This is a genomic window from Rhizobium sp. Leaf453 (assembly GCF_001425605.1).
In the GTDB taxonomy this organism is placed as follows: Bacteria; Pseudomonadota; Alphaproteobacteria; order Rhizobiales; family Rhizobiaceae; genus Pararhizobium.
Map to the genome: position 1 here is coordinate 123,034 of NZ_LMRG01000004.1, position 22,041 is coordinate 145,074.

The window sequence follows — 22,041 nt, forward strand, 5'->3', positions numbered from 1 at the left end:
CGCCGCTAATGACGATGAGAAAAAAGACGAAGGCGCAAGGAAGCAATGAAGAGAGCGGTCATCTACGCACGATATTCGACGGACCTGCAGAACGACCAGTCCGTCGAAGATCAGATTCGGGTGTGTCGATCCCATGCCGACCGCCTTGGTGTGACTGTCGTCAGCGAATACCACGACCGGGCAAAATCGGGAGCCTCCATGTTCGGGCGTCCCGGTCTGTCAGCCCTGATGCAGGCGGCTGAACTCTCTGCCTTCGACATGGTAATTGCCGAGGCGACAGACCGCCTGTCTCGCGATATCGGCGACCTCGCCCACATCCACAAAAACCTGACGTTCCGTTCAGTCGAGATCAACTGCGTCAACGGCGGAAAGATCGAGACGCTTCAGGTCGGAATGTATGGCGTCATCGGCCAGATGCAGCGAGAGGAAGGCGCGAAGAAGGTCAAGCGCGGGATGGTTGGCGTGGTTCGCTCCGGCCGTAACGCTGGCGGCAAGGCCTACGGCTACACGCCGACGGTCGGTAAACCCGGAGAACTGGAGATCGTGGAAGCCGAGGCCGGCACGGTGCGCCGCATTTTCGAGATGTATCGGGATGGATTTTCGCCGCGGGCAATCGCGGGCGCGCTGAACAGCGAATCGGTACCGGCACCGCGAGGAACACAGTGGAACGCCTCGACGATCAACGGCAACGGCCAGCGGGGGAACGGTATCCTGCGCAATCCGATCTATGCCGGGAAAATTATCTGGAACAGGGTTCGGATGGTGAAAGACCCGTCCACCGGCCGCCGCGTGTCGCGCGTGAACGATGAGGCGGATTACGAGGAGACCAGCGCCCCGCATCTGCGGATCATCGACGACGCCCTGTTCGAGATCGTACAGCGCCGGAAGGCCGAACGCGGCGGCGAGCATTCCAGGACGACGCCCAAGAGCAAACGCCTGCTATCCGGCCTGCTGAAATGCGGTGCATGTGGTGGGGGATTGTCGATCGTCGGCGCCGACCGGAGCGGCCCGCGCGTGGTTTGCAGCAACCACAAAGAATCGCGCAGCTGCGACAACAACGGCCGTTACTACGTCGAGAAGATCGAACGGCAGGTGATTGACACCCTCCGCATCCAGTTCGCGGACACGGCGATCATCGACGCCTACGTGAAGGAATATCAGGCCGAGCGCCGTCGCGTGGAAGTCGAACGGCGCCGAGGGCGAGCGCAGGCCGAGAAATCATTGCAGGAAGCCGTGGACGGCATAACCCGCATTGTCGAAAAGCTTTCGAAGGGATTGATCGAGGACGACGACGCGGCAGCTCTCTTGCCCGGTCTACGAGCGCAGCGCGATCACTGGCGAAAGGAACTTGCAGCCGAACCGCCGCTGGCAAACGTGATCGAGATCCAGCCTAAGGCCGTCAGCATCTTCAGGCAGAACGTCGAAGCGCTGGCAGAAATACTGACTAAGAAGGAAGCCGAGCCGTCAATTGAACTGGCGCAGGCATTCAGGCAGGTCATCGCGGGTGTGGTTGTCGCAAAGCGTCAGCCCGGAGAGCACTATCAGATCGAGATAAAGGGATATCTGTCGAGTTTGGTCAGCCCGGAAATGTCGGCTGTTTTGATGGTAGCGGGAGAGGGACTCGAACCCCCGACACGCGGATTATGATTCCGCTGCTCTAACCACCTGAGCTACCCCGCCATCGGACTTCGACGCTGGCCTTGGCCGCCGTCTTTGTCATCGGTGGGCGGCTTATAAGGTGCGGTTCATGGTGGTGTCAAGCGGACCTGTTTCAAAAAAACGGAAGTTTTCCAAAGGCGGCGGACAATGCTTGGGGTGTGGGGTTGGGGATGGGCGCGCAAAGGCGCCCTGCCCTCGTCCGATCAGGCCGCGGCTACACCTTGCAACAGGTCCTTCAGCGCGGCTTCGGCAGCCGCTTCGCGCTCGGAGCGCAGGATGAAGCCGCCGCCATAGACGCGGGCGTCCTCACCGATACCGGAATAGAGTGCACAAGCTTGGCCAGGCGCCACGCCCGCCTCGCCTTCGAGGAGTTCCACCGAGATGCCGGAGGCGTCAGCGCGCAGGATGGCCGGGGCAGGCTGGCGGGTGGAGCGCACCTTGGCGAAACAGGCAAAGCCGTCCTTCGCCACCTCATGGATATCGCCGTCTCCCAGCCAGTTGACGTCACGCAGATAGACACGGCGGGTTTCCAGCGCTTCCTTCGGGCCGACGATGACGCGGCGCGAGCGGGCGTCGAGATGGACGACATAGAGCGGCTCGCCGGTCGCGACGCCGATGCCGCGGCGCTGGCCGATCGTGTAATGCAGGATGCCGTCATGGCTGCCGAGCACGCGACCGTCGAGATGGACGATATCCCCCGCCAGCGAGGCGTTCGGCTTCAGCTTGTTGATGATATCCGCATATTTGCCCTGCGGCACGAAACAGATGTCCTGGCTGTCGGCCTTCTTGGCGACGACGAGGCCCATGTCTTCGGCGAGCGCGCGGGTTTCCGCCTTGGTGAGGTTGCCGAGCGGGAACCGCAGATAGTCGATCTGCTCCTGCGTCGTGGCGAACAGGAAATAGCTCTGGTCGCGATCGGCATCGGTCGGGCGAAACAGCGCGCGGCGGCCGGGTGCGCCGGGCTGTGGGTTGGCCTTCGAGCGGATGTAATGGCCGGTCGCCAGCGCATCGGCGCCGAGATCGCGCGCAGTCGCCAACAGATCGGCGAACTTGACGGTCTGGTTACAGGCGACGCAGGGGATCGGCGTTTCGCCAGCGACATAGCTTTCGGCGAAGGGATTGATCACGGTTTCGCGGAAGCGCTGTTCGTAATCGAGAACATAATGCGGAATGCCCAGCACTTCGCAGACCCGGCGCGCATCGTCGATATCCTGGCCGGCACAGCACGAGCCGGCACGGTGCACGGCGGCGCCATGATCGTAGAGCTGCAGGGTGATGCCGAGGACGTCATAGCCCTCGCGTTTCAGGATACCGGCAACAACGGAACTGTCGACGCCGCCGGACATGGCAACGACGACACGCGTATCTTCGGGCTTGCGATCAAAATCGAGACTGTTCACGGCATCCAATCCGGCGTTCCGGTCCATCGGCGGGTTTTCGGCATTTCAGCGCGACCATACCCTGTTTCCAGCAAACGGCCAACGCCGCAGCGAAGCGGGCCAGCCGTTCAGGCCTTTGCGCAAGGCCGCTATATAGAAAGTTGCGAGGATGGGAACAAGAGCGCCGGAAACTGCCGGCTCAGATGAGCTTCATCCGCATGGCGCGGGCGATGGCCTGCATGCGGTTGACGGAATCGAGCTTGCGGGTCGCGGTCTTGAAATAGCTCGAGACGGTATAGACGGAGATGCCGAGAATGATGGCGATCTCGTCGCTGCTCTTGCCGGCCGCAGCCCAGCGGAGACATTCGATCTCCCGCGTCGACAGCTTGTCGCGCGCCGACGAGCCGACCTCGAAGGTCCGCTCCAGCGTTTCGAACAGCTGCAACAGCGTGAAGTAGAGATCGGAAGCCTCCGCCCTGTCGGGTTCGGAGCGCGCGCCGGACAGAAGAACGGCAAAGGCCTCGCCATAGGTGGTGTGCAGCATGACGGCGAAGGTGTTGCGCAGTGGGTAGTCGGCCAGCAGGCCTTCCATCGTGGCGGCTGTGTCGGTCGAAGGCGCGCTGAGCAGGGCGGCCGTCTCGCCAAAAATGGGCAGCTTGGTGTGGCGCAGCCGCTCGACCAGCATACTGGCATGGAAAATTGTCGCCGTATCATACTGGCGCACCAGCTCCGACGGCCAGCTCGACAGCACCAGGCGCTCAGCGAAACGCTGCTGTTCCCCGAATGGGATGCGCGCGATCATGAAGTGAGAGAAGCCGAACTGCGCCGTGCACTGGCGCATCAGGTGCAGAACCTCGTACTCCGTCTGGACTGTCGAACTGTTCATACTGGAAAGGAAATCAGCATAAGCCTCGCTTCGCAAGGCCAGCTTGTCAGGGTCTTTCATATTTTTGATCACCAATTTGCCGGGTCAGAAATACCGGCTCCTCAAAAAATTCTTTTCCGGAATTTTTCGAAGTCAACACGCTTAAATCCGCCATTGCCAAAACTTCGAATGTTCCCGCGAAGGACACAATCGAAGCAAAAAGGCCGTGGCTTTGAAATAAAGTGACGCAGCGAGAGCATTCCGGAGCATCAATATGATGCTTATGCTCAATTACAGTGCTGATATAGCAATATTTTTAGGCAAATTGAATCATTATATTTGCATGGCTCCTATGCAACCGCCCACTCTACAATATCAGCGGTTGCAAAAATGCACCGGAGCCTTGGATGCATCCCGGTCCAGGCCGCGATTTCGGTCGCACGCTCCAGAAAAAGACGGTGGCATGATGCACGCGCCGGAAGTCTCTCAAATTATGAGCAAATTGTTACCGCACGTTTAGGCAAATGTTAAATGTGGCAGGGTAAGTTGAGCTCATATGGTCTTGAGTATGTGTAGAGAGTCCAATGACCGAAATGATACGACCCCGCGTGAAATATGTCATCGGCCCCGATGGCAGCCCCCTGACGATTGCAGATCTGCCCCCGGCCAATACCCGTCGCTGGGTCATTCGCCGCAAGGCTGAAGTTGTCGCCGCCGTTCGTGGCGGACTTCTCAGCCTGGAAGAAGCCTGCGAGCGCTATACCCTGACCGTCGAAGAATTCCTGTCCTGGCAGTCATCCATCAGCGACCATGGCCTCGCCGGTCTGCGCACGACCCGCATCCAGCAGTACCGCCACTAGCTGATCTGATATTTGCAAGACCATCGCGGCCGCCTCAGTGCGGCCGCAACCGCATCTGCAGCAGCCCTGTCAGAATGGCGGATCCGGCATAGAACCAAAGCCCCGCCTGTGTGAACGCTTCCGCAAGACCGCTGGTCTTCGCAGCGAAAATAACCAAGGCCACCAGCATCACATCCATCATCGACCATTTGCCCAGAATGGGCATGAGGCGCGACACAACTGTGCTTGCCGCGGCGTCATCCGCCGGCACCGTCGCTTCGAAGGCAATCGCGATCAGCTTGGCGAACGGAAATACGATGGAGAAAAGACCGACAATGACCGCAAGCAGCGGATTGTCCCTCTCCCACAAGGCCCAGACGATTCCCAGAAGCGATGGCGTTTCATTGAAGAAGATGAGTTTCTCGAACCTCACGAGCGGCAGCACCAGACCGAGCGCCAGAAAAAATGTCGCGAGGACCAGGAAAACCGGTGTGATGAGGCGCATGAATCATATCTTCTGTTGCGGGGCGTCATACATATCAACCTTCCCGGACATTGCACAGCGACCGGCGCATGTCCGTAATGATACAAAGCCTCTGCCAGCAATGGAGACAAATCATGAAGATCGAAAATTCGGAAGACGGCTCGCATGGCCGCTACAGCGCAACAATCGAGGGACACACGGGTGAAATGACCTATTCCCGGACATCGCCGCAGCTGATCATCATCGATCACACCGGCGTTCCGGATGCGCTGCGCGGCAAGGGTGTCGGTCAGGCACTGGCCGCCCATGCCATCGATGAGGCACGAAAAGGCGGCTGGAAGATCATTCCGCTCTGCCCGTTCATGCGTGCACAGGTCCAACGCCACCCCGACTGGCAGGACGTAATCCAGGGCTGACGACACCCGCAAGGAGTCACTTGAAAAATGCACAAGGCCCTTCTCACGGACTTGTCCAAGTCCGTGAGAAGGGCCTTGTGGTTTTCGCTGTTCGACAAACGCGCCTTAAGCGCGCATGCGAACGCTGCTATCACGCTCTTCGAGCGCTGCGGCTTTGGCGAATTCCGCCTGAACCTCTTCCAGAGCCAGTTCAGCGGCATCCTGTTGAATCTTCAGCTCTCGGACAGAGACCTGGAGATTGTCGGCCCGCTGCCGGGCAGCCTTGGCAAACGTCGGATAGGCAAAATGCGAGGGATCGGAAATCCCTGATTTCTTCTCTTCGAACGTGATCTGGTTTTCCAATTCCTTGGTCATCCGCTCAAATTCGGCCATCATCAGCTGAAGCTGGTTCAACTGACGCTGTTTCTCCTTCACCTGAAATTCCTTCAGGCGAACAAGGCTCTCACGTGACTTCATACGCAATACTCCCGTGATGCGAGACCCCGGTTACTGGATTTGGCCCGTCCAACCGACCTTACCGTGTCGGAAAATGAAAAAAATTACAGCGATCTTAACAAAATCCTACCGCTGGTAACCTTTCGTTTACGGGCATCGTTAATCATAGGGACGATCATTTAAGGGTCAGTAAATGCCGGACATCAAATTTGAGGTTCGCCATAGATTGAGTCGGATGAGTCGGATAGCGAGTTTTCTTAATCTAATAAGTTAAGAAGCCCGTTTCAGATTCATATGAGAAAACAGAGGACTGCGACAAATATTTAACGAATTCTGCGGACTTGCCAGAGTGAATCAGAATTTGTTAACCATTTCGTGGCAGCCTCCAAATCAGGCAACGACTGGATCCGTATCGCGTAAGGGGGCCATCAACACCTTTCGGCGGCGGAAAAGGGGACAATTATGCGGGTTCTACTGATTGAAGACGACAGCGCGACAGCGCAGAGCATCGAACTGATGCTCAAGTCGGAAAGTTTTAACGTTTACACGACCGATCTCGGTGAAGAGGGCGTCGATCTCGGCAAGCTCTACGACTACGACATCATTCTGCTCGATCTCAACCTGCCCGACATGTCCGGCTATGAAGTTTTGAGAACGCTCCGCCTCTCCAAGGTCAAGACGCCGATCCTCATCCTCTCCGGCATGGCAGGTATCGAGGACAAGGTTCGCGGCCTGGGCTTCGGCGCAGACGACTACATGACCAAGCCTTTCCACAAGGACGAACTGGTTGCCCGCATCCACGCGATCGTGCGCCGTTCCAAGGGCCATGCCCAGTCGGTCATCGCCACCGGCGAACTGATCGTCAACCTGGATGCCAAGACCGTTGAAGTCGGCGGCCAGCGCGTTCACCTGACGGGCAAGGAATACCAGATGCTGGAGCTGCTCTCGCTCCGCAAGGGCACGACGCTCACCAAGGAAATGTTCCTGAACCATCTCTATGGTGGCATGGACGAGCCGGAACTGAAGATCATCGACGTCTTCATCTGCAAGCTGCGCAAGAAGCTGGCCAATGCTGCCGGCGGTGCGAACTACATCGAAACCGTCTGGGGCCGCGGCTACGTGTTGCGCGAACCGGAAGGCGATTTCGCCGAAAGCGCCTGATTTACGACTTCGGCCATGATAGCCGTCGGTATTCCGCATCCCGCATAGTGCAGGATGCCACGGTTGATCCAGCCAGAGTTTGAAAAGCCTGCCCTCATCGGCGGGCTTTTTCGCGTTCGGCCGCGCCTTGACACCATACCCCCCTGCCCTTCAGGCAACAAAAAAGCCGCAACCCCGGAAGGTTACGGCTTTCATGTTGAAATGGGAAAACGATCAGGCGGCGATCGACAGGGCGCCGAAAACGCTGGTCAGGATCTTGCGATCGAACGGCTTGAGCAAGAAGTCATCAGCACCGGCGCGCTTGCCGGCCATCATCTTCTTGAGATCGGCTTCAACGACGCAGTAATAGATGCGAACAGACTTGCCGTTCGGCAGATTGCGGATGTTGGCGATCAGCTCGAGCGCGCCATCCAGGGCGGCGTCAACGATGATGATGTTCGGGAGTTCAGCTTCGCAACGCACGAGCGCTTCAAGACCGTTGCCTGCTTCGGAGACGAGGAAGTTCAGTCCGGAGAGGATGCGCTTTCCGACCTTGCGTACGACATCTGAATCATCAGCGATCATCAAGCGTTGCATCTGAGGCTCCTTCTCTATACCTAAGCGGGAGTTCATTCCCTATCAACAACCGTATGCCGTTTTGGCAAAGATTCAGTTACCGAGGGAACGAAAAGTCGAATTATCTCCCGGTTCAGGCCCCCGCCATCTTGGCCGTAAAGAGAATTTCTTCCGTCGTGGAGCTGACGTCGACTTCCATGCCGGCCTCTTCCGCGAGAAGCACGGTGTAGTAAGGCTGGATTGTATGGGCATCGACCGCCTCTTCCAGCGTTCCGGACAAAAGCTCGACCAGCTTCGGGGGAACGCGCATCATCCGGCCCTTGCAGACCAGCTTGAAGACGGCGTCATATTCCGGATTTTCCAGGATAACCTCGATCGAGCCGCCGCGCGGAATGGCACCGTAGGCGATCAGGAACAGGTTGAGCAGCAGCTTGACGCGGTTCTTGGCGATGATGACGCGCGGACCGGTCCAGGTCACTTCGGTCTTCTTCTCGACCGAAGCGAAATCCTTGGCGGCCTTTTCAGCCTCGCCGGTATCGATCGAGGCGCCGACCGAGCCGGAAGCACCGAAGGCCAGGCGGGCGAACTTCAGCCGGACAGAGGCATTCAGCGCGCTGGTGCGGATCAGGTCCATGGCGTCGGCGTCGGCCCCGCCTTCGTCCAGCAGTTCAAGACCGTTGTTGATGGCGCCGACCGGCGAGATGATATCGTGGCATACGCGGCTGCACAGAAGCGCTGCGAGATCGGGACCGGTCAAGGTCAGGTTCGGGTTCTTTCCCATGGTCGTTTCCTCAATAGCCTTTCATCCGGCTTTTGGTTCATCCGTCGATATCAGGCAGCTTGCTGCAATCTTGCTCCAGACATGCAATAGCCCGCGAATATTGCGCGGGCATAGCGTCAAGGCGAAGATCATAATGACACCACATTTGGTAAACCGATTGTTAAGATGATCGGTTCAAATTGCTCACAATCAGCCGAACCCGTGACAATCTGGCACGGGACAGGACAACAGCCCCCGGATACCCGTCCCGGGCGCTCCTGACTTTACGGAGACAAGTATGCAGCGGATTGCCTCAGCCGTGAAAACCACATGCCTGCACGCGTTCGTCATTGTTGTGGCCGCCATCAGCCTGATGTCCGGCGCCCACGCCCAGAGCGCCAACGGCACGCAGTACACGATGCAGGAAATCGTCGATGCCGGGCACAGCTTCTTCGGATCGACATCCGGCGGCCTCGCCAAGGTCGTGGAGCGGGCTTTCCAGAATTACGGCCTGCCGAACGGTTATATTCTCGGGCAGGAAGGCTCCGGTGCATTCGTGGCGGGCCTGACCTATGGCGAAGGCGACCTTTACACGAAGAATGCCGGCCAGCACGACGTCTTCTGGCAAGGCCCGTCGCTCGGTATCGATTGGGGTGGCCAGGGCAGTCGCGCGATGATGCTGGTTTATAACCTGCCGTCCGTTCCCGCCCTCTACAAGCGTTTCGGCGGCGTTTCGGGCTCGGCTTATGTCGTCGCCGGCGTCGGCATGACGGTTCTGACCGACGAGCATATCGTTCTGGTGCCGATCCGCACCGGCATCGGCGCACGCCTCGGCATCAATGTGGGCTACCTCAAGCTGACCCAGCAGCCGACGTGGAACCCCTTCTGACGGGGAAACGACCCGTTCTTTACCCTGCAGGCCTTTTCCATGCCGCCGCGTCTTGCAAAAAAGCCGCGTTCGCGAATACTTGAAGCGCTTATGCCGTCTGCCCCAAGGCGGACGGACCCGAACCGAGACCAAAGCATGCCGCGTGCTTCGAAGTAAAATGGCCAATCCGTGATTGAATTTGCACTTTTGTTTGCTCTGGGCTTTTTGACCGCGGTGATCCTCGGCCTGCTGGTGGCGCCCGCTGTGCAGAAGCGTATCGTCCGTTTCGCAGAGGACCGCTTGAAGGCGACCATGCCGCTTTCACCGCAGGAGGTTCGTGCCCAAAAGGATGCGGCCCGCGCGGGTTATGCCGCCGAAAATGCCCGAACAAGCCAGACACTGAAACGCGAGCGCGAGAAGAACGTGAACCTCCTCGTTCAGAACGGCGCGATCCAGAAGGAAGCGCAGCGTGTCGCCGGAGAAAATGCCGACCTGCATGCGCAACTGGCGGATATGAACGTCGAAGCGGCGGACCTGCGCTCGGCGGCACGGCATCAGGATCAGCATCTCGAACGGCTCCGGGCGACACTGGCAGATGTCGAGCGGGACAACGTCAAGAAGGGCATCGAAATCAAGACGCTGAGCCGCCAGCTGGATCACGTTTCCGCAGAGGTCGACAGCCTGAGGATCGATGTCGCAGCCTATGAGACGGAAAAGGAAAGTCTGAAGAGCCGCATGGCCAGCTTGCGTGACGAGCGCGAGACAATTCGGGCGGAGCTGAAGACCGAAACCGTAAAGGCCCGCGAACTGGAAGCAAGACTTGCCCGCGATGAAACGCGTCTTCGCCAGCTCGACATCAAGCTCGGCAGGGAAATTGCCAGCAACGCCGACAAGGATAGCTTCCTCGAACGGCGGGCAACCGAGATCGAGCGCTTGAAGGCCAAGCTCAGGGAATCCGGCACGGATCTGCGCGATGCATCCAAGGCGCTGCGCGCCGCCGGCCTGACAGTGCCGGCGCGCAAGGAAAAGAACCCTTCGCCGACTGGTGGCGCGGAAAAACAACAGGCCGCCAATGCAGCGCCCGACAGCATGAAGACAGACATCACAATGACGCAGACTGCGACCGTCGATCTGACGGTGCCGACAGAATACGCGCGCAACCGCGCGACTGCCTTGGCCGATCGGCTGACCCATTCGGCGAACGACGCGCATGATAATGCGATCCGCGATGAAATAGCCGATATAGCGGCCACCATGGTAGCACTCACTGCGGCCAAGGAGGGATCAGGATCGCCGATCCCCGCCTTGTTGCAGATGGCCAAGGAAGCCAATAGCGGCGCGGGCATGAGTCTTGCAAAACGCAGCCGCGACATGCTGCGCCCGGACCAGCAGTAAACATCAACCCATTCAGATCATCCCGTTGATCATCGCCACCTGATGCAGCGCGATACCCGTCGCGGTCGCCACGTTCAGGCTGTCCAGCCCGGGCTTCTGACGGATGCGGGCTGTACGAACAGACGACAGGATATGCTGCGGCAATCCTTCGCCTTCCGTTCCCACGAGAAGTGCCGTGCGCGGCGCGGCGGGAATGTCGTGGAGATCCGTTCCGCCACGCGGAGACAAGCCCCAGATCGCAAAACCTTCCGCCTGAAGACGTCCAACCAGCGCCGTCGCCGAACCTTCGCGGGCGAAGGGGACCGATAGGGCCGACCCGACCGAAACGCGGATCGCCTTGCGATACATCGGATCGCAACTGGTCTCGTCCATCAACACTGCATTCACACCGAAAGCGGCGGCATTGCGGAACATCGATCCCATATTGTCATGATTGGAAATACCGCAGGCGGCGAGCACGAGGCTCCTTTCCGGCAGGCTGGCAACCAGCGCTTCCATCCGAAGCGCCTGATCCCGGCTCCCCAGTGCCAGCACGCCACGATGCATGTTGAATCCCGCGATGGCATCGAAGACCGCGGCACTGGCAACATAGACCGGAACGGAGTCCGGGAAATCCGAAAGAACGGAGCCGACGCCCTCGACCCGGTTTTCCAGCAAGAGGACCGCCTCGGCCCGGATACCCTGTCCCGCCCGATGCGCCGCCGCCAGCATGCGCAAGACGACGGTGCCTTCGGCGATGAACAGGCCGTGGCGGCCGGTCAGATCCCGTTCCTTGATCGAGACGAAACCAGCGATGCGTGGATCGGCGGGGTCGTCAATCCGGATGGGAAGGCTGGTCACAGGTCCGGATGCCTCAGTTTGCCTTGACGGACACATCCGCGACGATGTGGCCAGCGGCGATGTCGAATACGATCGCCTTGCGCCCGCCACCGGGAACAGAACCGTAGAACAGGATCTGGCCACCCGACAGGGCGACATCGGAAACTTCGAAACCCGCTGGCAGGGCAGCCGTCGCCACGACTGGCGCATCGCCTGGAACGGCAACGGAGGTCGTTTGAACCGTCTCCACCTTGCCCGGACGCGTAAGCTTGTAGACAATCGCCGAAAGCACGACCATAAGCATGACAACCATGACACCGGCCGAGACCAGCTGAAGCTTGATCATCTTGCGGCGCACGTTCTCCATCACCGGATCGAGCGGCTTGTCTTCCTGTTCGATTGGCTTCTGACTGGACATGGCTGGCCTTACCTGCGGAATGGAATGAAGAATGAACGACCCCTTTAAACAAGCCTCGGCGATTAGGAAAGTCCTCACGGCAAATGAGGACGCCACGGGTCGCATCGATGCCTTCCTGACAGAAGCGCTCGGCGGCGAGTTCTCCCGCAATCGCATCAAGGCGCTGATCGAACAGGGAGAGGTGTCGATCAACGGCAAGGTCGTCACCGAGGGCAAGAAGAAGGTCCAGCCGGGCGACGTCTTCGAGATCGGCATGCCGGAGCCGGAAGATCCCGAGCCCAAGGGCGAGGACATTCCGCTCGACGTGCTCTACGAGGACGACGACGTCATCGTGCTCGTCAAACCGCCCGGTCTCGTCGTCCATCCCGGCGCCGGCAACTGGACAGGCACGCTGGTCAACGCTCTGATCCATCATTGCGGCGACAGCCTCTCTGGCATCGGCGGCGTCAAGCGTCCCGGCATCGTCCACCGCCTCGACAAGGATACGAGCGGCGTCATGGTCGTCGCCAAAAACGACATTGCCCATCGCCATCTGTCCGACCAATTCGCCGACCATGGCCGCACCGGTCCGCTGGAGCGCGCCTATGTAGCAATCGTCTGGGGACGCCCGCGCGGCCTGAAAGGAACGATCGACGCGCCGCTCGGCCGCGCTGGGGACCGGATCAAGCGCGCCGTCAAGCGCGAGGGCGACGACGATGCGCGTGAAGCCATCACCCACTACCAGGTCATCGAGCGCTATCACGAAAAGCCGGATTCGACTGCGCTGGCCGCCATGGTCCGCTGCAATCTGGAAACCGGCCGCACGCACCAGATCCGCGTCCACATGGCCCATATCGGACATCCGCTAATCGGCGACACGGATTATGGCGCTGCCTTCCGAACCAAGGCCAATCTCCTGCCGGACAACGCCAAGGCCGTCGTCAACCGTTTCCCCCGGCAAGCCCTGCATGCCTTCATGCTGGCCTTCGAACATCCAACGACTGGCGAGACCATGCATTTCGAATCCCTCGTGCCTGCCGACATGCAGGAACTGATCGAAGCGCTGAAAGCGGGAGACTGAGCTTGGCTCGCCTTATCCATCTGCATGAAATTTCGATCATCATGCATCCTTTATTTCGCTGGCGCGTTGTCAGGGAAAACCACGAAGGAGAAGACAGATGATTGATGCAACACAGATCAAGGAACATGCCGAAATCATCAGCGCTGATGGACTGCATGTCGGCACGGTTGACCGGGTGGAAGGAAGCCGGATCAAGCTGACGAAAAAGGACAGCGGCGCTGGTCATCAGGACCACCACCATTTCATCGAGCTTGATCTGGTCGAAAGCGTCGATGGCAATCGTGTCCGGCTTACCGCCAAAGGCGCCGAAGTCACGGCCGCCGAAGAAGAAGGCGATGGCTCTTCCGTTCACTGAAGCAACGAATTTTCTCGCGGAGTTCCGATTTCCGCCCTTGATATTTCGAGGGCGGACACAATTTACGGGGAGTAACCCACCCGGAGCATTATGCTTCTCTGGCCTCACATAAGCGTGAAACCGGAGTTCTTGAATCATGCTTTCGCCGCACTTATCTATGAGCATGTGGGGTCGGATAGACCCACATGCCCGGCCTGCCAGAAGGAAGCCGGAACGCGAAAGGGGGGTGCATTATGGCCCGCAGTACGTTGCCGTCTATTACCGCCGGAGAAGGCGGTCTCAATCGTTATCTCGACGAAATCCGCAAATTTCCCATGCTCGAGCCGCAGGAAGAGTACATGCTCGCCAAGCGCTATCAGGAGCATGACGACCGCAAGGCGGCACATCAGCTCGTCACCAGCCATCTGCGTCTCGTGGCGAAGATCGCAATGGGTTATCGCGGCTATGGCTTGCCGATCGGCGAAGTCGTGTCCGAAGGCAATGTCGGCCTGATGCAGGCCGTCAAGAAGTTCGATCCGGAACGCGGTTTCCGTTTGGCGACCTATGCCATGTGGTGGATCAAGGCGTCGATCCAAGAATACATCCTGCGCTCGTGGTCGCTGGTCAAAATGGGCACGACCGCCAACCAGAAGCGGCTGTTCTTCAACCTGCGCCGCCTCAAGGGCAAGATACAGGCACTCGACGAAGGTGACCTGAAGCCCGAACAGGTCAAACAGATCGCCACGACGCTGAACGTGTCGGAAGCTGAAGTCATCTCGATGAACCAGCGCCTGTCCGGTGACGCATCGCTGAATGCACCGATCAAGGCAAGCGAAGGTGAATCCGGCCAGTGGCAGGATTGGCTGGTCGATGATCACGACAGCCAGGAAGACATCCTGATCGAGCAGGACGAGCTTGAAAGTCGCCGCAGCCTTCTGTCCAGCGCGATGAAGGTGCTGAACGACCGCGAACGCCGCATCTTCGAGGCTCGCCGCCTCACCGAGGATCCGGTAACGCTGGAAGACCTGTCGAGCGAATTCGACATCAGCCGCGAGCGTGTCCGCCAGATCGAGGTTCGCGCTTTCGAGAAGGTTCAGGATGCAGTCCGCAAGGCGGCAGAAGAGCGTCTCAAAGCGCTGCGTGTGGTCGAAGACGCCTGACGCACACCAAAAGCCCGATATCGCACAATAAAAAACCCGGCTGGATCGCTCCAGCCGGGTTTTTCGCGCCTGCAAGAATTTACTGAACGGCCGGCGTTGGTTTCGCAGCCAGGCTCCAGGCCTGCATGGCCTTGGTGAAGGCCTCTGTACCGGCTGGCCCCTTCTCGAGCGTCAGCAGCGCGCGGCGGCCATTGCGATAGGTCAACGGAATGTCGATCCAACTGCGGGTGCGCAACAGGTCGGTATTGGTCGCCACAGCTTCCGGGAAATCGTTGAGCGCGATCATGTGGAAATCTTCGGTGATCTTCGCCGGCACGGCAATCAGCGCATCGCCGCGGTCCTGCTCGTTGCGTTTCATCGCGACACGCTGGACGCTGTCGATGCTGCCGCCCTCGAAATTCTCCGGCAGCGAGAAGACGAACTCGATGACATGGCTCGCCGGCAACGACGAGTCGGCATTGCGCTTGATTGTCATCAGCGCCGTCAGACCGCGCTCGGGCACATTGATCTGCGCCTGGATTGTCGGCTCCGGTTTGGCGTCGTCGCCCGGAGATTCCTCCTTCAACGACCAGACGACATTGCCTTCGATCGCTGTGGGTGCCGACTGGCCGAGCCGCTCCTCATAGAGGAACATCTTCTGGGCGCCGGCAGGGATCTGCTGTGTTGCAGGGTCTGCAGTGGTTTGCTGCCCCGGAACAGGTTGCGCGGGCTGGCTATCCGCCGGCTGCGTGCCGGTCGCCTGCCCATCGGGGGTTGTCGGTGTAGCCTGCGCGGTATCCTGCGGTGGTGTACCCGCTTCCGTCTGGGCGGCAACCGACTTGCCTTCCTCGGCCGCGCTTTCGCCAGCCGGTGCTGCAGCCGGCCCACTGTCCACCTCGGAACCGTCCGGCTGGAGGCGCTGCGTGAACTTCGAGCTGGTATCAGCCGAAGCGACCTCGTTGGTCGCAGGCGTCGGGGTCTGCGTCTGTGTGTCGGTCTGCGCCGGCGTCGTCAGGTCCTTTGTACCTTCCGCAGGCACAGATGTGTTTGGCGTCGTCTCGACTGGAGCCTGCGTCGAAACAGACGCGATGGTCTCCGTGACCCACGCATTGACCGCTGTCTGGTTCTGCCAATAAGCAAAGGCGCCGCCGCCAAGGACCAGGACAAGCCCGGCAACCAGACCCAGGGTCTTCAGGTTCAGACGCGAACGCTTCGGCTCGACGCGATAGGAAACCGGGCGTGCCGGCGCTTCCATTTCATCCTCAAGCGTCGCGGCCCCATCATGCCGCTCGGCCTGTGACTGCGACGCCGTGGCAGCCACGGCAGCGCCGGCTGCAGGGGCCGCACGGCCTTGTTCCAGCAGTTCGTCAATGTCGGCCCAACCGTCGCTCGCAGGCTTGTCCTGTTCCGGCTCCACCGAAACCGCCTGTTTCTCGACGGGCCAGGACCAATCGGAAATGGCCGGCTCCGAGCCCTCGACGGGCGCAACAGGCGCTGTCTGGGTAAAGGGATCATTATCGTCCCACGCCCAGGAATGGGATGGTTCGCCCGGCGCGTGTTCCTTGCCGTCGGTATCCGACGTCAGCGGCGTGACAGTTTCGACCGGCTCATAATTGCTGAGGTCGGGGATCTCATCGACGATGACAGCCGAATCGACCGGCTCATTCCTCACCGTCTCGCTGTGGGCGGCGACCGGAAGCGGATCATTCCATTCCGGCAGTTCCCATTCCGACGATGCCGACGGCATCGGCTTTTCTTCCACCTGTTCCGGGGCAGGTTCAGCAACCGGCTCGGGCGCGGGCTCATAGGTTTCCGCAGCAGCCTCGACCTGCGGAGCCGTTTCTACCGGTTCAGGCTCGGCGACCGGCTCAATGACTGGCTCCTGCTCAGGTTCCGGAAAGTGAGCAATGTGCTGTTCGGCGACAGCCTCATGGTGATGCTCTTCTAGCTCCGGTGAAGCCTCTTGAACCGTCTCGGGCTCGGCCTGCGCCACGGGAGTGTCTTCCTGTCCAACGACAGGGTGATCCCCGACGATATCCTGCTGCTCTACAGGTTCCTCGGCAACAACGGCTTCGAAAGTCTCTTCCGCCGGGGGAGAAACGGCGACGGGCTCTTCGTAACGCTCGACCGGCTCGTCGTATTGAACAGGCTGGACCGGTTCCGGCTGCGCTACTTCCGCCGGCTGCTGCTCTTCGACAACCGGGCTTTCCTCCGCGACAGGCTCCGCTTCCGCGACGGTTTCGACCTCCGGCTCGGTCGTCGCATGTTCTTCGGTTGCGACGGCCTCGGGAGCGGGATCGACGTACTGTTCATCGAGCGCGGGCAACGCCTCGGCATGATCATTCTCGACTTCGTTGATCGCCGCCTCGAGCTTGGTCATCTGGCGTTCGATCATATCGTCCGATGGACGCGGCTTCATGCTTTCCAGCTGACGGCGTACAGCGCCACGGGCCTTTTCATAGACCTTGGCCCGCATCTCGGGAACATTGTCCGACAGACCATCAACGGTCCTTCGAATAACAGCGACAAAATCTGCCATCAGAACTTTCTCATACCATCAGCGCGCGCACGCCAAACTGTCTAGTCGTAAGGTTGAAGACTAGTCCTCAAACGGGTCCGTCACAAGTATCGTGTCATCACGCTCCGGGCTGGTCGAAAGCAGGGCTACCGGTGCGCCGATCAGTTCTTCCACCTGGCGGACATATTTGATTGCCTGCGCCGGCAGATCGGCCCAGCTGCGGGCACCGACGGTCGATTCTTTCCAGCCTTCCAGCGTGATGTAGACAGGCTTGGCCTGAGCCTGCTGTGCTTGGCTGGCCGGCAGGTGATCGATCTCGACACCATCGAGCGTATAGCCGACGCAGATCTTCAGCTCATCGAGACCATCGAGAACATCGAGTTTTGTCAGGGCGATCCCGGTAATGCCGTTGGTGGCGACCGACTGGCGTACCAACGCTGCGTCAAACCAGCCGCAACGGCGCTTGCGGCCGGTGACCGTGCCGAATTCATGACCCTTCTCGCCGAGGAACTGGCCGATTTCGTCGAACAGTTCGGTCGGGAACGGGCCTTCGCCGACGCGGGTCGTGTAAGCCTTGGTGATACCGAGGATATAACCGAGTGCGCCCGGACCCATGCCGGAACCGGCGGCAGCCTGACCGGCGACCGTGTTCGACGAGGTGACGAAGGGATAGGTGCCGTGATCGATGTCCAGCAGTGTACCCTGCGCGCCTTCGAACAGGATGCGGGCGCCCTTGCGGCGCTGGCGATCGAGCAGCAGCCAGATGGTTTCCATGAAGGGCAGCACACGGGCGGCAACTGAGGACAGTTCCTCCATGATCGCCTCGTGGCTGACTTCGGCTTCGCCGAGGCCCCGGCGCAGCGCATTGTGATGTGTCAACAGGCGGTCGACCTTGGCCGGCAGCGTATCGAGATCGGCGAGATCCATGACGCGGATAGCGCGGCGGCCGACCTTGTCTTCATAGGCCGGGCCGATGCCGCGGCGCGTCGTGCCGATTTTGGTGCCGCTGTTAGAGGCGGCGTCCTCGCGGATCCCGTCGAGCTCGCGGTGCAGCGACAGGATCAGCGTGGCGTTGTCGGCGATGCGCAGGTTTTCCGGCGTGATAGAAACACCCTGCTTGTCCAGTTTCTCGATTTCGGCGATCAGCGCATGCGGATCGATGACGACGCCATTTCCGATAACGGCGAGCTTGCCCGGACGCACAACACCCGACGGCAGAAGCGAAAGCTTGTAGCTGGTTCCGTCGATCACGAGGGTGTGGCCGGCATTGTGGCCACCCTGGAAGCGCACGACGATATCGGCACGCTCGGAGAGCCAGTCGACAATCTTGCCCTTGCCTTCGTCACCCCATTGCGATCCGACCACCACGACATTCGTCATTTCAGATTTCCTGTTTCCTTGGCGCCAGTCATGCGCTGTCTTCAAACCCGCGCATCTATACTGTTTTGTTTTTTGGAAAGCGACCCTGTTTAGGCCGGGTTTCGGGGTTTTTGCATGGGAAAGACGGCGTTCGGGCCGTATTCAGGTGGCATGTCACGGGTCCAGACACGCGACATGCCGGCCGGACACTCGCTTTAAACGTATGAGTTCATCAGAATATTCGAAGTGAGTCCACCTCTGCGCCGGAGGGATCAAAGCATCCATCACAAGATCATAGTCGAAAGTCTGATGGGCGAGCATATGCCACGGCATCATATAATACCCATTGCCATATCCGCTTCAGGTTGATTCAATAGTGTCTCGACAAGCGATGCCATAAATAGATGGATGGGACCGCGCAATCCGCCATCGGCTCACTCGCCCTCGCCCAGGAATACAATCCCCGTGAACGTACAAGCCTATATCATTCTCTGCATCACCACGTTGATCTGGGGCGGAAATTCGGTCGCCGGAAAAATGGCCGTCGGCCATGTCAGCCCGATGATGCTGACCAGCATGCGCTGGGTCATTGCCTGCCTCGTGCTGCTGGTTTTCGCAGCTCCCCAAGTGCGCCGCGATTGGCCGGCGATCAGCAAAAACTGGCTGTTGCTGTTCGGCTATGGCGTCGTGGGGTTCACGGCCTTCAATGCCTTCCTCTACTCGGCCCTGCAATATACCAGCGCCATCAATGCGGTCATCGAACAGGCTGGCATTCCCATGGTCATCTTTGTGATGAATTACGTCCTGTTCAGGACGGCGTTTTCATGGGCGCAGATTGCCGGCTTCACTTTGACGCTGTTCGGGGTGGGGCTGACCGCCTCCCATGGCGATCTGAAGACCTTGCTGTCACTGGAACTCAATCAGGGTGATGCGCTGATGATGTTCGCCGTGCTGGTTTATGCCGGCTATACCGTAGCGCTGCGCTTCAAGCCGGACATTCATTGGAAGAGCCTGATCGCCGTTTCCGCCTTAGGCGCCCTGGTCAGCAGCCTGCCGCTGGTCGGCTGGGAGATCGCCACGGATCGCTTCATCTGGCCGGACAGCGAAGGCTGGATCATTATCGCCTATGCCGGTCTCTTGCCCTCGCTGGTGTCGCAGATTCTCTATGTCCGCGGCGTCGAACTGATCGGACCCAACCGCGCCGGGCTGTTCATCAACACGATCCCTATCTTCGGAACGCTGCTGTCGATCTTCCTGATCGGCGAAACGCTGCAGACCTTCCACATCATCGCCATGGCGCTGGTGCTCGGAGGCATCGCCGTGGCCGAACGCGGACGTCCTCGTCCAGCCGATAGCGTCCGGGAAGGCTAGGCGCTGAGCCGTATGGCGTCGGCAAAGAGGTCCTTTTCCATATAGACGGCCTGCCCGCCATAGGTCGCGAGCTTATGGGCAAGAGCTGCCTCCCGGTGTGCAGAAAAGCCCTGCCGCTGCCAAAATCCCTGCGAGCCATTGATCGAGATCAGCGCAGCGGTTTCGTAGCCCGCCTGTTTTGCCTGACGGGCTAGCAAAGCTGCAATCCCGGAGCCAGCACCGGAACCTCTTGTTTCCAGCAGCAAAGCGAGGTCATGCAAATACCAGATATCGGACGCGTCCGGGATTGACCCAAGCAGTGTATCGATCGGTGGCGGTGAACGGCGAATCCATGGATGACTGAGCACATATCCACAAATCGTTTCATCCTGCTCTAGGACGAAGCAGCCCTCGGGACACAATTCCAGTCGCTCGAGAAGCACTTCGGGCGCTTCAGCATGATCCCTATGGACGGTGCACTGGATTCTGTCGATCGCCTCTATGTCACCCCTACACGCGGGCCGCCAGTTCCACTCTCTCACAAACACGAACTTCACCTTTTGCATAACGAGAGACGCGCCGGAGGTGATCCGGCGCGTCCCTGAACCCTTGAATTTGGCTTGCAGCTATCAGTCGACGTTGAACACGAGCGGCTTGGCAGCCCGGATCGCCGTGTTAGCCCGCAGCCTGTCGAGAACCTCCTCGGAGACCGCACCATCCACATAGAGCAGCGCGATGGCATCAGCACCGGCGTTGTGGCGGCCGAGCTGGAAGTTGGCGATGTTGACGCCGGCGTCGCCGAGCGTCGTGCCGATGAAGCCGATCATGCCGGGAACGTCGGTGTTGGTGATGTAAACCATGTGATTACCGACGTCGGCATCCAGGTTGATATCCTTGATCTGGATGAAGCGCGGCTTACCGTCCGAGAAGACGGTGCCGGCGACCGAGCGGGTCTGGTTCTCGGTCGTCACCGTCAGCTTGATGTAGCCGTCGAACACACCCGACTTGTCACGCTTGACTTCAGACAGGATGATGCCCTTTTCCTTGATCATCACCGGAGCCGAGACCATGTTGACGTCCGCCACCTGTGCGCGGATCAGACCGGCAAGAACAGCGCTCGTCAGAGCCTTGGTGTTCATCGTCGCGGTCGCGCCATCATAAAGGATTTCGATTTCCTTGATCGCGCTTTCGGTGACCTGGCCAACAAAGGCACCAAGAACGTCGGCGAGCTTGATGAACGGCTTCAGGATCGGCGCTTCTTCCGCCGTGATCGACGGCATGTTGATGGCGTTGGAGACGGCACCTTTGACGAGGTAATCCGACATCTGCTCGGCGACCTGGAGAGCGACATTCTCCTGCGCTTCCGTCGTCGAAGCGCCGAGATGCGGCGTGCAGACAACGTTCGGCAGGCCGAACAGCGGGCTTTCCGTCGCGGGCTCGACCTCGAAGACGTCAAATCCGGCGCCGGCGACATGGCCGGACTTGATGGCATCGGCCAGCGCATGCTCATCGACCAGACCGCCACGGGCGCAGTTGATGATACGGACACCCGGCTTGGTCTTGGCCAGAGCCTCACGGCTCAGGATACCGCGCGTCTTGTCGGTCATCGGCACGTGCAGGGTGATGAAATCGGCCTGGGCCAGCAGTTCATCGAGTTCGACCTTGACGACGCCCATTTCCTCGGCGCGTTCCTTCGACAGGAAGGGGTCATAGGCGATGACGTGCATCTTCAGGCCGATGGCGCGGGCACAGACGATGCCGCCGATATTGCCGGCACCGATGACGCCGAGCGTCTTGCCGGTGATCTCGACACCCATGAACTTGGACTTTTCCCACTTGCCGGCCTGCGTCGAGGCATCGGCCTGCGGCAGCTGGCGGGCAACGGCGAAGATCAGCGCGATGGCATGCTCGGCCGTGGTGATCGAGTTGCCGAACGGCGTGTTCATAACGATGATACCGCGGCGCGAGGCAGCTGGGATATCGACGTTGTCGACGCCGATACCGGCGCGACCGATCACCTTGAGGTTGGTTGCGGCAGCGATCAGCTTCTCGGTCGCCTTGGTGGCGGAGCGGATGGCCAGACCATCATAATTGCCGATGATTTCGGCGAGCTTGTCCTTGTCCTTGCCGAGCTTCGGCTGGAAATCGACTTCCACGCCGCGATCGCGGAAGATCTGGACGGCGGTTTCGGAGAGTTCATCGGATACGAGTACGCGAGGTGCCATGAG

Annotated in this window: 22 protein-coding genes and 1 tRNA gene; 10 read left to right on the forward strand and 13 right to left on the reverse strand. The window is 59.7% G+C overall.

Going from position 1 to position 22,041, the window contains the following annotated elements:
* Positions 1 to 45: 45 nt before the first annotated feature.
* Positions 46 to 1,647 carry a recombinase family protein gene (locus ASG68_RS07395; protein ID WP_082553961.1) on the forward strand — a complete coding sequence of 534 codons (1,602 nt, stop codon included), beginning with the start codon at positions 46 to 48 and terminating at the stop codon, positions 1,645 to 1,647.
* Here ASG68_RS07395 and ASG68_RS07400 read toward each other — a convergent pair.
* The 3 genes from ASG68_RS07400 to ASG68_RS07410 all read right to left on the reverse strand — a co-directional run bounded on the left by ASG68_RS07400 (position 1,604) and on the right by ASG68_RS07410 (position 3,924).
* A tRNA-Met gene (locus ASG68_RS07400) sits at positions 1,604 to 1,680 on the reverse strand. The two genes, ASG68_RS07395 and ASG68_RS07400, sit on opposite strands and share 44 nt — an antisense overlap.
* Before the next feature lie 182 nt (positions 1,681 to 1,862).
* On the reverse strand, positions 1,863 to 3,059 hold the full coding sequence (gene mnmA, locus ASG68_RS07405) for a tRNA 2-thiouridine(34) synthase MnmA (protein WP_062579645.1): 1,197 nt from the start codon (positions 3,057 to 3,059) through the stop codon (positions 1,863 to 1,865).
* A 178-nt stretch (positions 3,060 to 3,237) separates the two neighbouring features.
* A complete protein-coding gene (locus ASG68_RS07410) occupies positions 3,238 to 3,924 on the reverse strand; it encodes a helix-turn-helix transcriptional regulator (RefSeq protein WP_244484133.1) in 687 nt (228 codons plus the stop codon).
* A gap of 563 nt (positions 3,925 to 4,487) precedes the next feature.
* On the opposite strand from ASG68_RS07410, the gene ASG68_RS07415 reads away from it, so the two are divergent.
* Positions 4,488 to 4,763 (forward strand): DUF1153 domain-containing protein, encoded by a 276-nt coding sequence (locus ASG68_RS07415; protein ID WP_004430042.1) that lies wholly within the window; start codon positions 4,488 to 4,490, stop codon positions 4,761 to 4,763.
* Positions 4,764 to 4,797: 34 nt separating this feature from the next.
* Here the strand turns inward: ASG68_RS07415 and ASG68_RS07420 are convergent, their stop codons facing one another.
* Positions 4,798 to 5,247 (reverse strand): paraquat-inducible protein A, encoded by a 450-nt coding sequence (locus ASG68_RS07420; protein WP_062579505.1) that lies wholly within the window; start codon positions 5,245 to 5,247, stop codon positions 4,798 to 4,800.
* Between the two features lie 113 nt (positions 5,248 to 5,360).
* Between ASG68_RS07420 and ASG68_RS07425 the strand changes: the two genes are divergently transcribed.
* A complete protein-coding gene (locus ASG68_RS07425) occupies positions 5,361 to 5,642 on the forward strand; it encodes a GNAT family N-acetyltransferase (protein ID WP_062579507.1) in 282 nt (93 codons plus the stop codon).
* 105 nt (positions 5,643 to 5,747) lie between these two features.
* Here the strand turns inward: ASG68_RS07425 and ASG68_RS07430 are convergent, their stop codons facing one another.
* Positions 5,748 to 6,098 (reverse strand): hypothetical protein, encoded by a 351-nt coding sequence (locus ASG68_RS07430; RefSeq protein ID WP_062579508.1) that lies wholly within the window; start codon positions 6,096 to 6,098, stop codon positions 5,748 to 5,750.
* A gap of 441 nt (positions 6,099 to 6,539) precedes the next feature.
* On the opposite strand from ASG68_RS07430, the gene ctrA reads away from it, so the two are divergent.
* Complete coding sequence (gene ctrA, locus ASG68_RS07435) at positions 6,540 to 7,238, forward strand: response regulator transcription factor CtrA (RefSeq protein ID WP_062579509.1); 699 nt, start codon at positions 6,540 to 6,542, stop codon at positions 7,236 to 7,238.
* A gap of 213 nt (positions 7,239 to 7,451) precedes the next feature.
* Here the strand turns inward: ctrA and ASG68_RS07440 are convergent, their stop codons facing one another.
* Positions 7,452 to 7,814 carry a response regulator gene (locus tag ASG68_RS07440; RefSeq protein WP_062579510.1) on the reverse strand — a complete coding sequence of 121 codons (363 nt, stop codon included), beginning with the start codon at positions 7,812 to 7,814 and terminating at the stop codon, positions 7,452 to 7,454.
* 112 nt (positions 7,815 to 7,926) lie between these two features.
* Entirely contained in the window at positions 7,927 to 8,574 is a 648-nt protein-coding gene (chpT, locus tag ASG68_RS07445; protein WP_062579511.1) for a histidine phosphotransferase ChpT, read from the reverse strand.
* 277 nt (positions 8,575 to 8,851) lie between these two features.
* Between chpT and ASG68_RS07450 the strand changes: the two genes are divergently transcribed.
* A complete protein-coding gene (locus ASG68_RS07450) occupies positions 8,852 to 9,442 on the forward strand; it encodes a DUF1134 domain-containing protein (RefSeq protein WP_062579514.1) in 591 nt (196 codons plus the stop codon).
* A 168-nt stretch (positions 9,443 to 9,610) separates the two neighbouring features.
* Positions 9,611 to 10,816 (forward strand): hypothetical protein, encoded by a 1,206-nt coding sequence (locus ASG68_RS07455; RefSeq protein WP_062579516.1) that lies wholly within the window; start codon positions 9,611 to 9,613, stop codon positions 10,814 to 10,816.
* A gap of 12 nt (positions 10,817 to 10,828) precedes the next feature.
* Here the strand turns inward: ASG68_RS07455 and ASG68_RS07460 are convergent, their stop codons facing one another.
* Complete coding sequence (locus tag ASG68_RS07460; protein ID WP_062579523.1) at positions 10,829 to 11,656, reverse strand: TrmH family RNA methyltransferase; 828 nt, start codon at positions 11,654 to 11,656, stop codon at positions 10,829 to 10,831.
* Between the two features lie 13 nt (positions 11,657 to 11,669).
* Positions 11,670 to 12,053, reverse strand: coding sequence for a hypothetical protein (locus ASG68_RS07465; protein ID WP_062579525.1), 384 nt, complete (start codon positions 12,051 to 12,053; stop codon positions 11,670 to 11,672).
* A gap of 31 nt (positions 12,054 to 12,084) precedes the next feature.
* Between ASG68_RS07465 and ASG68_RS07470 the strand changes: the two genes are divergently transcribed.
* From ASG68_RS07470 to rpoH, 3 genes are all read left to right on the forward strand, one after another.
* Complete coding sequence (locus ASG68_RS07470; protein ID WP_062579527.1) at positions 12,085 to 13,113, forward strand: RluA family pseudouridine synthase; 1,029 nt, start codon at positions 12,085 to 12,087, stop codon at positions 13,111 to 13,113.
* A 97-nt stretch (positions 13,114 to 13,210) separates the two neighbouring features.
* Positions 13,211 to 13,468, forward strand: coding sequence for a DUF2171 domain-containing protein (locus ASG68_RS07475; RefSeq protein ID WP_062579528.1), 258 nt, complete (start codon positions 13,211 to 13,213; stop codon positions 13,466 to 13,468).
* Between the two features lie 233 nt (positions 13,469 to 13,701).
* Entirely contained in the window at positions 13,702 to 14,607 is a 906-nt protein-coding gene (gene rpoH, locus ASG68_RS07480; RefSeq protein ID WP_062579529.1) for an RNA polymerase sigma factor RpoH, read from the forward strand.
* 79 nt (positions 14,608 to 14,686) lie between these two features.
* Here rpoH and ASG68_RS07485 read toward each other — a convergent pair whose 3' ends face one another.
* Both ASG68_RS07485 and ASG68_RS07490 read right to left on the reverse strand, forming a co-directional pair.
* Positions 14,687 to 17,125, reverse strand: a complete 2,439-nt coding sequence (locus ASG68_RS07485; RefSeq protein WP_062579530.1) for a hypothetical protein — start codon at positions 17,123 to 17,125, stop codon at positions 14,687 to 14,689.
* A 60-nt stretch (positions 17,126 to 17,185) separates the two neighbouring features.
* Positions 17,186 to 18,484 carry an adenylosuccinate synthase gene (locus tag ASG68_RS07490; protein ID WP_062579531.1) on the reverse strand — a complete coding sequence of 433 codons (1,299 nt, stop codon included), beginning with the start codon at positions 18,482 to 18,484 and terminating at the stop codon, positions 17,186 to 17,188.
* 444 nt (positions 18,485 to 18,928) lie between these two features.
* On the opposite strand from ASG68_RS07490, the gene ASG68_RS07495 reads away from it, so the two are divergent.
* Positions 18,929 to 19,834, forward strand: coding sequence for a DMT family transporter (locus ASG68_RS07495; protein WP_062609217.1), 906 nt, complete (start codon positions 18,929 to 18,931; stop codon positions 19,832 to 19,834).
* Here ASG68_RS07495 and ASG68_RS07500 read toward each other — a convergent pair.
* Positions 19,831 to 20,361 (reverse strand): GNAT family N-acetyltransferase, encoded by a 531-nt coding sequence (locus tag ASG68_RS07500; RefSeq protein ID WP_162243608.1) that lies wholly within the window; start codon positions 20,359 to 20,361, stop codon positions 19,831 to 19,833. The genes ASG68_RS07495 and ASG68_RS07500 overlap by 4 nt on opposite strands.
* An 81-nt stretch (positions 20,362 to 20,442) precedes the next feature.
* Complete coding sequence (gene serA / locus ASG68_RS07505) at positions 20,443 to 22,038, reverse strand: phosphoglycerate dehydrogenase (protein WP_062579536.1); 1,596 nt, start codon at positions 22,036 to 22,038, stop codon at positions 20,443 to 20,445.
* Positions 22,039 to 22,041 lie beyond the last annotated feature (3 nt).